The sequence below is a fragment of the Neisseria sp. 19428wB4_WF04 genome (assembly GCF_015235335.1).
Lineage (GTDB): Bacteria > Pseudomonadota > Gammaproteobacteria > Burkholderiales > Neisseriaceae > Neisseria > Neisseria musculi.
In genome coordinates this window covers 26,321-37,849 of record NZ_JADGLG010000022.1, presented here as the reverse complement: position 1 = coordinate 37,849, position 11,529 = coordinate 26,321, and the positions used below count along the sequence as shown (strand labels likewise).

Sequence of the window (11,529 nt, the reverse complement as noted above, 5' to 3'; positions counted from 1 at the left end):
ATGCATAACATCCAGGTTGGGCTCCGCTGTGTGATAAAGCGGAGCAGTTTATAACAAACGGAGAGTGGCTCAATTTTGGAGCACAACTCCCCGTTTCCCTGGCTCAGTTTTGCACGATATTTAACAACGGCATTTTTACGGTACTTTTTTAGTGGTATTTTCAAGATACCGCAAAAGATACCGTAAATTTTTGATTTATTCAATTAGTCTGTATTAGACGGGATTAGAAGATTAAAACCATCTGAAAACATTGGCAATCAGCCTGAAATCCCCGTCCCGCCTGCATCTTGGTTTATGGTATTAGACGGTGTTAGACGTAAAAAAACAGCCCAAAAATAGGGCTGTTTTCTTTTGATGGTGCCGACATCGAGACTTGAACTCGAACGACCTAAGGTCACTACCCCCTCAAGATAGCGTGTCTACCAATTCCACCATGTCGGCAAAAAACTATATTGTAAAAATTTAATTTCGATACCCGAATGCTTCTATATAATTATTGATTTGAAGAAGCAGGAGTTTGCGGCGTAGATTGTACGGGTGCACTTGGCTGTGTTTGTGCCGGCCGGCTCTGTTGCACATTGCTGAAATCCAAGCCGTGTTTGCCTGAATGGGTATTAATATAAACCATAGCCACACAGGTGGCGAAGAATACTGTGGCAGCGATAGCGGTACTGCGGCTTAAAAAGTTGGCGTTACCGCCTGATCCGAATACACCTTGTGCGCTGCCGCTGCCCGAGCCGAATGTGGCACCTGCATCTGCACCCTTGCCGTGCTGCATCAAAACCAGCACGATAACAGCCAAAGCGGCGAAGATGTTGATAATCCAAAAAACGGTTTTATAGGCTTCCATGATTCTTATGATTCTTGTGCGGCACAGATAATGGCGGTAAACGAGTCGTAAGACAGGGATGCCCCGCCCACCAATGCACCGTCTACATACGGTACGGTGAAAATGTCGGTCGCGTTGCCGGCGTTGACGCTTCCGCCGTAAAGGATGCGGATATTAACATCGTTGCCGCACAATGACAAGATTTGTTTGTGTATAAAAGCGTGCATATCAGCAATTTGCCCGGTGGTGGCAACTTTGCCGGTGCCGATGGCCCATACCGGTTCATAGGCCACAGCGATGTTTTTCGTGTGTAAACCTTCTAAAATCGAGAGCTGGTGGGCGATTACTTTTTGTTCATGCCCTGCTTCACGCTCTTGCAGGCTTTCGCCCACACACAGCAGCGGAGTTAAGCCCACATTTAACACGTTTACCATTTTTTGGCGTTGGATATCGTTTTTTTCGCCGAAATACAGGCTGCGCTCGGAGTGGCCGATCAATACGATATCCACGCCGATGTCGGCCATCATCTCGGCAGACACTTCGCCGGTATAAGCACCGTTGTCGGGGAAGCGGCTGACATCTTGAGCGCAGGTGAGAATGCGGTTGTTGAGTACAATCTGCATGGCATTGTGCAGTTGCAGCAGGTAAACGGTGGGGGCGGCTAAGCCGATAACCACTTGGTCGGCCGTGGGCATGATGCGGAAGCGGTGCATCAGTGCGTTATTGTTTTGCAGGCGGCCATTCATTTTCCAGTTACCGATAACCCATTTTTTATCCCACATGGTTTTGGTGTCCTTCGTTTACTTCGTAACGTTTCGGATTTTAACGCACCTTGCGGTAAAAATGTAGTGCGTTGTAATGGATATTGCACCAACTGGCGGGTGGATACATGTTTGGAGCTATGGGTGTGGGCAGACCGTCTGAAACTGTTTCAGACGGTCTGTCAAGATTATCTTTTGGCTGTCGGTTTCTGCATCTAAATCGGTGTTGTATCCGATGGTGCCGCAATTGTTATGTTGGTTTTTTAATGGCCGGCTGCGTGCCAGGGTTTTTGTGCGCCGGCGTGGAACGAGGGTTTTTTGCCGCCCCAAAGCGTGTCGATATCGTAAAAGTCGCGCACGGCGGGCAACATAATGTGCACCACTAAATCGCCCGCATCAACCAGCGCCCATTCGCCGCTGTCTTGGCCTTCGCTGCCGAGGATTTCAAAGCCGGCTGCTTTTAAGTCAACGGCTACGTTGTCGGCCAAGGCTTTCACTTGGCGGCTGCTGTCGCCGCTGGCAATAATCATGCGGGCAAATAGGGAGGTTTTCTCTTGGGTTTCGAGCACGGCGATGTCTTTGGCTTTGATGTCTTCAAGCGCGTTTACGGCGGTTTCTACCATTGTTTGAAGGGCTTGCAGTTCTTGTGGGTTCATTTCCGGTTCCTGTTTGTGGAAGTTGTGTTCAGAGGGCCTGAGGCTGTTGCCGGCCAATCAGGCCGTCTGAAAAATGGTTAGCGGTAAAGGTTGTGCCGTGCGATATAGGCTGCGACTTGTGTGTCTATCATCCCGGCGGTACTTTCGCTGTGGCGCAGCCGGCGGCGGATTTCGGTGGAGCTGATGTTGCAAGGCGGTGCTTGCAACAGTTGCAGGCTGCCTTTTTGCAGGGCTTGACCCAGCCAGCTTTGTAATTCGCGCGGAACTTGGGCCAGGCTGCCGCCGGTGCGGACGGCAACGGCCATATGGGTTTGTTTGACCAGGGTCTGCCATTTTTTCCAGGTGTGCAGTTGGAGCAGGTTGTCGCTGCCGATCAGCCACCATAATCGGGCGGTGGGGAATTGCTGGCGGAAGATCTGTATGGTGTCGAAGGTGTAGGTTGCGCCTTTGCGGACGATGTCGCAGTCGCTGACGGCAAAACGGCTGTCGGCACAGGCAGCCAATTCGGTCATTGCCAAACGGTGCTTTGCGGGTGTGCGGGTGTTTGCTGTTTTGTGGTAAGGGTCGCCTGCGGGCAGAAACACTGCCATATCCAAATTTAATTCGTTGGCGAAGGCGCGGGCGATGTGCAGGTGGCCGTTGTGGGGCGGGTCGAATGTTCCGCCGAAAAGTCCGATATTTTTCATGAAATCAAGTTGATATGGGGCATTCGGCAGTGCCGTTTACAATCACGGTGAGTTTGCCGGTGGTGGGGTGGATAACGAGGCCGTGAACGGCAACGTTGTCGGGCATCAGCGGGTGGCGGCGGATAAGGCCGACCGTGTGGCGTACGCTTTCTTCTACGTTGTCAAAACCGGTGAGCCAGCTGTCTAAGTCGATACCGGCGTTGCGCAAGGTGGTGATGCGGTCGTTGGGAATGCCGTTTTGGTGGGCGCGGCTGAGAAATGTGCCGGGGTTGAGGCCGCGCATACCGCAATCGTAGTGGGCGATGACCATGATTTCTTTTACTTTCAGCTCGAATACGGCTACCAGTAGGCTGCGCATCACGGAGCCCCACGGGTGGGTAACGAGGGCGCCGGCGTTTTTAATCAGTTTGGCATCGCCGTTTTTCAGCCCCAGCGCACGCGGCAGCAGCTCAACCATGCGTGCGTCCATACACGATAAAATCGCGAGTTCGCGTTCGGGAAATTTGTTGGTAAAAAATTGGGCGTATTCTCCTGAATCCACAAATTCCCGGTTGAAATTCAAAATATGGTCGAGTTCGCTCATGTCTGTTTCGGCAGCTTGGTGGGTGCGGCCATTATAGCGGTTTCGGAGCCGGTGTGTGCAGAAGGCCGTCTGAAAGCCGGAATACTCCAAAGTATCGGATATGGCAGATTAATGCATAGCGGTATGGCATTATGATATGGATGCGTTTTGCTGTATGGTTTGCGCCATCAAAGCTTGCCATCTCGGCTCTTGGAATTTTACCCGTTATAGAAGCGGGGATAATAAGCATCTGTTTTAAATAGAGCTTACACAACCGGGTTTGTGCGCTGCAAAACCCGGTTTTGCAATTTCCAACCGCTTTGCTTTAAGAAGGTGGCGGCCTATACACCCGGCGGCATCGGCAGGCCGTTTGCTGCTTGGCGGTAAAGTGAAACCTGCTTTATATTGGTTGGTAGGCGGGCGCTCGGGCCGTATTCCAAACGGTATTCAGACGGCCAAACAGTCGGCATCCGGCTTTGATAGGGGAGGGTATCGTGCATCCATTTTATTTTCGTTACGGCGCTGCTGTGTTTTATGTTCAATAGGGAGTGATTTGTCGGCTGCTGAAGCGGCAACAGAACCGGCTCTGTGGTATTGATACTTTCTGCAGCTTGTTGCTTTGTGCCGAAAATAAAGTCAGGCCGTAGCAGCATATTGGTTTTTCAGACGGCCTGATATTGTTGCCACATGTTTGTGTAAATTTGAAAACACTTAAATATTCCGCCCGGCTGCAGGCATCTAAATTATTTTTTAAAAACAAAAAAATAATTTAGATTAAAAGGCTTGTATTGCAAGTGAACCAATCCGACCCTCTGCAGCGTTGTTACGGCTTGCTGCACGGTATCGAAGCGCTAATCAGCGTACTAAATCCGCCATCTTATGTTTCATCTTTTACCGGCTGTTTAAGCTTCATCGTGCAGCTTGGCGGCATACAATGTGTTTTCCAGCAAAGTGGCGATGGTCATCGGGCCAACGCCGCCCGGCACGGGGGTAATCATTGATGCGCGCTCTTTGGCGGTGTCGAATTCTACATCACCGCATAATTTGCCGTTATCCAAACGGTTGATGCCCACATCGATAACCACCGCTCCGGGCTTGATCCATTGGCCTTTCACAAAGTTCGGAATGCCTACGCCGGCCACCACGATGTCGGCAGCAGCCACTTCGGCGGCAAGGTTTTGGGTTTTGCTGTGGCAGATGGTTACGGTGGCGCGTGCCAGTAACAGCTCCAACATTTGCGGGCGGCCCACAATATTCGATGCGCCCACCACCACGGCTTTTTTACCTTCGGGGTTAATGCCGTAGGCTTCGAGCAGCGTCATCACACCTTTGGGGGTGCAGGGGCGCATCAGCGGCATTTTCACCACCAAACGGCCGACATTGTAGGGGTGGAAGCCGTCCACATCTTTGTGCGGCGCAATGCGCTCGAGCACAGCCTGGCTGTCGATTTGCTTGGGCAGCGGCAGTTGCACCAAGATACCGTCTACCTCGGAATCGTCATTCAAACCGTCCACCAATTGCAATAAATCTTCCTGGGGAGTTTCAGCGGGAAGCTCGTAGGAAAGCGATTTGAAGCCCACTTTTCCGCAAGCCAGTTTTTTGTTGCGCACATAAACCGCGCTGGCCGGGTCATCGCCCACCAACACCACCGCCAAACAAGGGGGGCGCACACCGGCCGCGCTGCGTTCGGCGGTTTGTCGGGCGACTTCTTCTAAGCGTTGCCGGGAAATTTCTTTGCCGTTAATCAGTTGGGCAGTCATGGCTGGGTTATCCTTTGTGGTGCGGAGAGTTTGTGAAGAGCGCGGATTATCGCATTTTCGGCGCAGTTTTTCACTTGTTTTCTGCAGCCTTTGTCGGGTGTCGGCAAGGCAGATTGCTTTAAATCGCAAAACAAATGAAACAGATAGCATAAGCAAAAAGTTTTTGCCGGCAGCGGGGCTTGACGTTTGCTGCCCCTCTCGGTATAGTTCGCATCTCTCGTCGGGGCGTAGCGCAGTCTGGTTAGCGCACCTGTTTTGGGAACAGGGGGTCGTGAGTTCGAATCCCACCGCCCCGACCAGGTCCCGAACAAAACAAAGCCCGATAAGGCGCGGACACTGCAACGCGCCCGTAGCTCAACCGGATAGAGCACCCGCCTTCTAAGCGGGCGGTTACAGGTTCGATTCCTGTCGGGCGTGCCAGATAAAAAGTTTTCCTGTGGTGGCTGTAGCTCAGTTGGTAGAGCCCCGGATTGTGATTCCGGTTGTCGTGGGTTCGAGCCCCATCAGCCACCCCAAATCTTAAAAAAACCGTGTATGCGTTCATACACGGTTTTTTTTATATCTGCTTTTCAGACGGCCTGCCAAGATTTCGGCCGTCTGAAAAGCCGTTGTGCCGGCTTTTCCAAAACGCACTGCTTCGGTATCATCTCGGCATCTTACCACTCTGGAAAATTCATGATGAGCAATTGGCCGCTGCCCGCTTTTGAACACAAAATCTGCCCGCCCGAAGAGCTGGCAGCGCGTATTGCCGCGCTGCCGCGCCCGCTGGTGTTTACCAACGGCTGTTTCGATATTCTGCACCGCGGCCATGTAACTTATCTGGCGCAGGCGCGGGAAACGGGGGCTGCGCTGGTGTTGGCGCTCAACACCGATGCTTCGGTGAGACGGCAGGGCAAGGGCAGCGGCCGCCCGGTCAATATGCTTGAAAACCGTGCTGCCGTAGCGGCCGCATTGGCCTGTGTCGATGTGGTTACCTGGTTTGATGACGACACGCCCGCCGCATTGATAGAGAGGGTTAAGCCCGATATTTTAGTAAAAGGCGGCGATTGGCCGGTGGAAAAAATCGTTGGCGCGCAGGAAACGCTCGCGCGTGGCGGCAAAGTGTACTCGATTCCGTTTCTGCACCAAACATCCACCACCCAAACGCTGGAGAAAATCCGTGCCGCAGAGGGGGCAGGGCAGAAATGATGCCGCTCAAACCGCAGCATTGGAAGCTGCTTGCCGCACTTTCAGACGGCCTGCCGCACCATATTTCGGCATTAGGCCTGGCTGCCGGCGTGAAACCCCAACAGATTAACGGGTTGTGGCAGCAGATGCCGCCCCACATCCGCGGCCTGCTGCGCCAGCACGATGGCCAATGGCGGCTGGTGCGCCCGCTGGCGGTATTTGATGAAGCGCAGTTGCAGCAAACCGGCAGGCAACACGGTTTTCAGACGGCCCTGTATCACGAATGTACATCCAGCAACGATATCGTGCTGGAAGCTGCCAGAGTCTCACCGCAACAGGCGCACGGCCTGCTGGTGTTGGCACACAGCCAGAGCAAAGGGCGCGGCAGGCAAGGCAAAGTATGGCAAAACCGTTTGGGCGAATGCCTGATGTTCAGTTTTGGCAGCGTGTTTGACAAGCCGCAAAACGAGTTGGGCGCGCTTGCGCCCGCCGTGGCATTGGCCTGCCATGCCGCTTTAGCCAAGCTCGGCATACCCGCACAAATCAAATGGCCCAACGATTTGGTGGTGGGGCGGCGCAAACTCGGCGGCATTCTGATCGAAACCGTGCGCAGCAGCGGTAAAACCGTTGCCGTAATCGGCATCGGCATCAATTTTGTGCTGCCTAAAGAAGTGGAAGACGCGGCATCGGTTCAGGCGGCCGTTTCTGCGGCCGCTCCGCCCGTGGGTTCCGCCGCTTTGCTCGCTGCTTTGCTGGGCGAACTCGACACCATGCTCAACCGATACCGGCAATACGGTTTTGCTCCGTTTGTGGCAGCCTACCAAGCGGCCGACCGCGACCATAACCGTCCCGTGCGCCTGCTGCAAAACGGTGAAACCGTTTATGAAGGCGTGTCGGCAGGCATCACCGGGCAAGGAGCCTTGCGGCTGCAAACCGAAAACGGCGAGCGTATTGTGGTGAGCGGTGAAATCAGCCTGCGCCCCGGCGATAACCCTCCGCCTGTTCAGACGGCCGCCGCCGGAAAATATTTGCTGCTTGACGGCGGCAACAGCCAGTTGAAATGGGCGTGGGTCGAAAACGGCAGTATCGTCCATACCGGCCGCTCGCCCTACCGCGACCTGACACTGCTCGGCACCGAATGGCAGGAGCGCGGCAGCGGCGGTGTACGCATTATCGGCAGTGCTGTGTGTGGGGAAGCCAAAAAAGCCCAGGTTGCCGCTCAGTTGCCGCAACCGGTTGAATGGCTCTCTTCCATGCCGCAGGCACTGGGCATACGCAACCATTACCGCAACCACGCCGAACACGGTGCCGACCGCTGGTTTAACGCGCTGGGCAGCCGCCGCTTCACACAAAATGCCTGCGTGGTGGTCAGTTGCGGAACCGCCGTTACGGTGGATGCGCTCACCGACAACAATCATTATCTCGGCGGCACCATCATGCCCGGCTTCCACTTAATGAAAGAGGCAATGGCTTTGAAAACCGCCAATCTCAACCGCCCGTTGGGGCGCGTATATCCTTTCCCCACCACCACGGCCAACGCACTGGCCAGCGGCATGATGGATGCCGTGTGCGGTTCGGTATTGCTGATGCACGCCAGGCTGCGTGAAAAAGTTGGGGCAGGCAAGGCGGTGGATCTGATTATCACAGGCGGCGGCGCTGCCAAAGTGGTGCAGGCATTGCCGCCGTCATTTGTTTTGGACAATACGGTTAAAATTGTAGATAATCTCGCCATTTACGGCTTACTTAACTGGATACAGCAACAATGAAATGGCTATTTGCCGTGCTGGTGGCACTAAACGTCATCGTTTTTGGCGGAATGGTTGCCAGCCGCGTTGTAGAAAAACAAAAAAATGCGGCCGCTCCCGCTCAGAGTGTCGGCGTTCCGCAACAGCAACCCGTGCCGGCACCGGCAGAAATCCTGCATCCGGCTCCGGTTTCCGCTCCCGAAAGAGAGGCTGCCCCGATTCAGGTTTCTGCCGCTTCCGAATCCGAAAGTGATGAATCACGTTTGATGCGGGAGAAAGCGGAGCTGGAAGCCAAAGAAAAAGAGGCCAAAGAGCTGGAAGCGAAAGCGCAGAAAGAACGCGAAGAAAAAGCCAAGCGCGAGCAGCTGGAGAAAGCCAAACGCGAACAGGAACGGCAAAAAGCAGCAGAAGCCAAAAAAGAAAACAACCTGTGCACTTCCCCGGCATCGCTAACGCTGGAAGAAGACGATTACCACCGTATCAAAGGTCTGCTGCGGCAATGGCCGCACGCCGCATCGCGTACGGTTGAAAAGCGTGATGCCGGCCAAGTGCAGAAAACCTACCGTGTGTTGATTTCGGCAGACGGCGATGCGGCGGCCATGCTCGACAGCCTGGCTGCCAAAGGCTTCAGCGGCAGCATCTACGAAGGCGGCATCAGCGTGGGCGTAACCCACAGCCGCTCTGCCGCCCAAGTGCTGATTTCGCGCCTGGCAAGCGCAGGTTTCGGCGGCACCCGCATCCACGAACAGGAAGATCGCGGTGCCTCGCCCGAAGGCGGTCTGAGTGTGGCCAAGATGCAGGTAACGTTTATGGATGTAGACGATAAATCTGCGCAGGAAATTCAAAAAGTGGTTTCGCGCTACGGAAAACTGAACCGCAGGCCGTGCAGATAAACAGCACAATCAGTTTGGAACCGCAAAATACCCGGCATTTGGCCGGGTATCTTTTTTAAGCGGCGAACAGTCGGAAAAGCCTAAGCCTGCCATGAATCCACTTTGTTTCCGTTACAGCGTTTGCTACTCTTGGCTCAAAGAGAATGATTGTGCCGGCCGACCCAGCGGTAACGGAACCGGTTCTGTATGCTTTGAGGTTTGCCCCTTGTGCCGAAAATAAAGCGGTTTCTTCACAGGCCGTCTGAAAAGCAAGTTTTCAGACGGCCTTGATGTAGCGGAAAGCATTTCGATACAAAGCAGCAGCCTGCAAGTGGCGGAAAGGATACGGCAAGGTGCGGCAAACTTGGAGCAGGGCAGACTGGCTCTCGGCAGATGAGACGATTATGGCAACAAAAGCAGACTTAAGCCGGTGTATTTCTACCAGTTGAACAATACCAAGCTCAAAGCAATCACCGACATGCCCGAGGTCAGGCCGTATACCGTTTCATGGCCGTCTGAATAACGTTTGGCGGCGGGCAGCAGCTCATCCAATGCCAAGAACACCATCACACCGGCAATCAGCCCGAAAACGGAGCCGAACACCGCGCTGGAAAGAAAAGGTTTGAGCACAAAATAGCCCAACAATGCCCCCAGCGGCTCGGCCAAACCCGAAACCAGGCAGACGGCAACCGTTAAGGCTTTGTTACGGGTAGCGAAATAAACCGGGGCGGCGATAGAAATGCCTTCGGGAATATTATGGACGGCAATCGCCAGCGCCAAAGGTGCACCTACGGCAGGGTTTTCCAGTGTGGCGAAAAAAGTGGCCAGCCCCTCGGGGAAGTTGTGGGCAGTGATGGCAAACGCCGTCATCAAGCCCACCCGGGCGATGTGGTGGCGTGATTTTTCGTAAAATTCGGGGTCGTGTGCATCCAGGGTGTCGTGAGGGTTGGGCACCAAACGGTCAATCAAAGCTATCACGCCCAGCCCGGCCAAAAAAGCGAAAGTGGCCGCCGCAAGCCCCATACTTTGCCCGTAGACTGCGGTAAACGACTGTTGCGACTTGGAAAAAATTTCGGTGAGCGACACATAAACCATAGCGCCGCCCGCAAACGCCAGCCCGAATGAAAGTATGCGCGGGTTGGGTGTTTTCGATACAAACACCAACACGCTGCCCAGCACCGTTGCCAAGCCGGCGGCCAAGGTGATGCCGAACGCGACCGTTAGATTTTGCAGGGTAGCCGCAATCATATTGATTCTTACCATTAAACCGTTAAAGAAATAAGGCTACCATTTTTCAACAAAATAGAATAGCCGGCCAACCGAAATTTCTACAAAAATCGGCTAAAATAACCGGCTGCCGTTATGGATTTTGATTAAGGAAGCAAAATGCCTCTGCCTGTTATTGCCGTTACTTCCGGCGAACCTTCCGGTATCGGCCCCGATATCTGTCTCGACCTGCCCGCTGCCGTCCTGCCTTGCCGCCCGGTGGTGCTGGGCGATAAAGCCATGTTGCAGGCGCGTGCCGATAAATTGGGCAAAGCCGTTGTCCTGAGGGATTTCACTCCTGCCGCCGAGCCGGAGGAGGGGGTGTTGGAAGTGCTGCATATTCCTTTGAGAATGCCCTGCAGGGCAGGCCGTCTGAACGTTGCCAACGCAGCCTATGTGATTGAGCTGCTCGACACTGCCTATAAAGGTATCCAAAACGGCACATTTTCCGCAATGGTAACTGCGCCGCTGCACAAAGGCATTATCAATGATGCCGGTATGCCTTTTTCGGGCCATACCGAATATCTGGCCGAAAAAAGTGCTGCCAAGCAGGTGGTGATGATGTTGGCGGGCGGCGGTTTGCGTGTGGCACTGGCCACTACCCATCTGCCGCTTAAAGACGTGGCCGCTGCTATCACGCAGCCGCAACTCGAATCGGTGGCGAAAATTGTGCATTGCGGGCTGCAAAAAAAATTCGGTATCGCCTCCCCGCGCATTTTGGTGGCAGGATTAAACCCCCACGCAGGTGAGGGCGGCCATCTCGGTCGCGAAGAAATCGATACCATTATCCCCGCGCTCGACAGCCTGCGCGCACAAGGTATAGACGTGCGCGGCCCTTATCCGGCCGACACCCTGTTTCAGCCGTTTATGCTGAAAGATGCCGATGCTGTGTTGGCCATGTATCACGATCAGGGGTTACCAGTGTTGAAATACGCCGGTTTCGGCAAAGGGGTGAACATCACGCTGGGCTTGCCGTTTGTGCGCACATCTGTTGATCACGGCACTGCACTGGATTTGGCAGGAACAGGTAAAGCCGATTCCGGCAGCTTGATGGTGGCGGCTGCCACTGCGCTGGAAATGGCTCGGCATAACAGCTGCTAAACCGAAAAACGGCAATCTCATAACAATAAAAAACAAACGGAAAACCAAGCCGCGCAAGATTTGAAAGTTGATTAATGCGCCGGGTTGAACACAAAATTTCCTGAATAGGACTGCTCCCAGCTTT

12 protein-coding genes and 4 tRNA genes are annotated in these 11,529 nt (G+C 54.0%); 7 read left to right on the top strand and 9 right to left on the bottom strand.

Annotated features, from left to right (window positions below; translation table 11 throughout):
- Positions 1 to 355 precede the first annotated feature (355 nt).
- From IR141_RS06640 to folD, 8 genes are all read right to left on the bottom strand, one after another.
- A tRNA-Leu gene (locus tag IR141_RS06640) sits at positions 356 to 441 on the bottom strand.
- Between the two features lie 52 nt (positions 442 to 493).
- Complete coding sequence (gene secG, locus IR141_RS06635) at positions 494 to 850, bottom strand: preprotein translocase subunit SecG (RefSeq protein ID WP_135034942.1); 357 nt, start codon at positions 848 to 850, stop codon at positions 494 to 496.
- Between the two features lie 5 nt (positions 851 to 855).
- On the bottom strand, positions 856 to 1,611 hold the full coding sequence (gene tpiA / locus IR141_RS06630) for a triose-phosphate isomerase (protein WP_135034940.1): 756 nt from the start codon (positions 1,609 to 1,611) through the stop codon (positions 856 to 858).
- 242 nt (positions 1,612 to 1,853) lie between these two features.
- Positions 1,854 to 2,246, bottom strand: a complete 393-nt coding sequence (rsfS, locus tag IR141_RS06625; RefSeq protein ID WP_135034938.1) for a ribosome silencing factor — start codon at positions 2,244 to 2,246, stop codon at positions 1,854 to 1,856.
- Between the two features lie 77 nt (positions 2,247 to 2,323).
- Positions 2,324 to 2,932 carry a nicotinate-nucleotide adenylyltransferase gene (nadD, locus tag IR141_RS06620; protein WP_135034936.1) on the bottom strand — a complete coding sequence of 203 codons (609 nt, stop codon included), beginning with the start codon at positions 2,930 to 2,932 and terminating at the stop codon, positions 2,324 to 2,326.
- 4 nt (positions 2,933 to 2,936) lie between these two features.
- On the bottom strand, positions 2,937 to 3,515 hold the full coding sequence (locus IR141_RS06615; RefSeq protein WP_135034934.1) for a carbonic anhydrase: 579 nt from the start codon (positions 3,513 to 3,515) through the stop codon (positions 2,937 to 2,939).
- Between the two features lie 320 nt (positions 3,516 to 3,835).
- Complete coding sequence (locus IR141_RS06610; RefSeq protein ID WP_167743084.1) at positions 3,836 to 3,994, bottom strand: hypothetical protein; 159 nt, start codon at positions 3,992 to 3,994, stop codon at positions 3,836 to 3,838.
- Between the two features lie 402 nt (positions 3,995 to 4,396).
- The gene (folD, locus tag IR141_RS06605) at positions 4,397 to 5,254 is read right to left on the bottom strand and encodes a bifunctional methylenetetrahydrofolate dehydrogenase/methenyltetrahydrofolate cyclohydrolase FolD (RefSeq protein WP_135034932.1); all 858 of its coding nucleotides are present in this window, start codon (positions 5,252 to 5,254) and stop codon (positions 4,397 to 4,399) included.
- Positions 5,255 to 5,475: 221 nt separating this feature from the next.
- Here folD and IR141_RS06600 point away from each other — a divergent pair.
- The 6 genes from IR141_RS06600 to IR141_RS06575 all read left to right on the top strand — a co-directional run bounded on the left by IR141_RS06600 (position 5,476) and on the right by IR141_RS06575 (position 9,059).
- Positions 5,476 to 5,553 (top strand) — tRNA-Pro (locus IR141_RS06600).
- A gap of 44 nt (positions 5,554 to 5,597) precedes the next feature.
- Positions 5,598 to 5,674, top strand: a tRNA-Arg gene (locus IR141_RS06595).
- Between the two features lie 19 nt (positions 5,675 to 5,693).
- Positions 5,694 to 5,769: transfer RNA gene (locus IR141_RS06590), tRNA-His, on the top strand.
- A 160-nt stretch (positions 5,770 to 5,929) separates the two neighbouring features.
- Positions 5,930 to 6,442: a D-glycero-beta-D-manno-heptose 1-phosphate adenylyltransferase gene (gene rfaE2, locus IR141_RS06585; RefSeq protein WP_167743082.1), complete on the top strand. Its 513-nt coding sequence runs from the start codon at positions 5,930 to 5,932 to the stop codon at positions 6,440 to 6,442.
- Entirely contained in the window at positions 6,439 to 8,187 is a 1,749-nt protein-coding gene (locus tag IR141_RS06580) for a bifunctional biotin--[acetyl-CoA-carboxylase] ligase/type III pantothenate kinase (RefSeq protein ID WP_135034928.1), read from the top strand. The genes rfaE2 and IR141_RS06580 overlap by 4 nt, the downstream gene beginning before the upstream one ends.
- Positions 8,184 to 9,059 (top strand): cell division protein, encoded by an 876-nt coding sequence (locus IR141_RS06575; protein ID WP_135034926.1) that lies wholly within the window; start codon positions 8,184 to 8,186, stop codon positions 9,057 to 9,059. Before IR141_RS06580 ends, IR141_RS06575 begins: the two co-directional genes overlap by 4 nt.
- 417 nt (positions 9,060 to 9,476) lie before the next feature.
- Here IR141_RS06575 and zupT read toward each other — a convergent pair whose 3' ends face one another.
- Positions 9,477 to 10,286 (bottom strand): zinc transporter ZupT, encoded by an 810-nt coding sequence (zupT, locus tag IR141_RS06570; RefSeq protein ID WP_135034948.1) that lies wholly within the window; start codon positions 10,284 to 10,286, stop codon positions 9,477 to 9,479.
- Between the two features lie 138 nt (positions 10,287 to 10,424).
- On the opposite strand from zupT, the gene pdxA reads away from it, so the two are divergent.
- Positions 10,425 to 11,405, top strand: coding sequence for a 4-hydroxythreonine-4-phosphate dehydrogenase PdxA (gene pdxA, locus IR141_RS06565; RefSeq protein WP_135034924.1), 981 nt, complete (start codon positions 10,425 to 10,427; stop codon positions 11,403 to 11,405).
- Positions 11,406 to 11,529: the final 124 nt, after the last annotated feature.

Bases quoted from the DNA above. Each gene is read 5' to 3' on its own strand.
- zupT (WP_135034948.1), bottom strand. From the start codon at position 10,286: ATGATTGCGGCTACCCTGCAAAATCTAACGGTCGCGTTCGGCATCACC.
- IR141_RS06610 (WP_167743084.1), bottom strand. From the start codon at position 3,994: ATGCACGATACCCTCCCCTATCAAAGCCGGATGCCGACTGTTTGGCCG.
- nadD (WP_135034936.1), bottom strand. From the start codon at position 2,932: ATGAAAAATATCGGACTTTTCGGCGGAACATTCGACCCGCCCCACAAC.
- rsfS (WP_135034938.1), bottom strand. From the start codon at position 2,246: ATGAACCCACAAGAACTGCAAGCCCTTCAAACAATGGTAGAAACCGCC.
- tpiA (WP_135034940.1), bottom strand. From the start codon at position 1,611: ATGTGGGATAAAAAATGGGTTATCGGTAACTGGAAAATGAATGGCCGC.
- folD (WP_135034932.1), bottom strand. From the start codon at position 5,254: ATGACTGCCCAACTGATTAACGGCAAAGAAATTTCCCGGCAACGCTTA.
- IR141_RS06575 (WP_135034926.1), top strand. From the start codon at position 8,184: ATGAAATGGCTATTTGCCGTGCTGGTGGCACTAAACGTCATCGTTTTT.
- secG (WP_135034942.1), bottom strand. From the start codon at position 850: ATGGAAGCCTATAAAACCGTTTTTTGGATTATCAACATCTTCGCCGCT.
- pdxA (WP_135034924.1), top strand. From the start codon at position 10,425: ATGCCTCTGCCTGTTATTGCCGTTACTTCCGGCGAACCTTCCGGTATC.
- IR141_RS06580 (WP_135034928.1), top strand. From the start codon at position 6,439: ATGATGCCGCTCAAACCGCAGCATTGGAAGCTGCTTGCCGCACTTTCA.
- IR141_RS06615 (WP_135034934.1), bottom strand. From the start codon at position 3,515: ATGAGCGAACTCGACCATATTTTGAATTTCAACCGGGAATTTGTGGAT.
- rfaE2 (WP_167743082.1), top strand. From the start codon at position 5,930: ATGATGAGCAATTGGCCGCTGCCCGCTTTTGAACACAAAATCTGCCCG.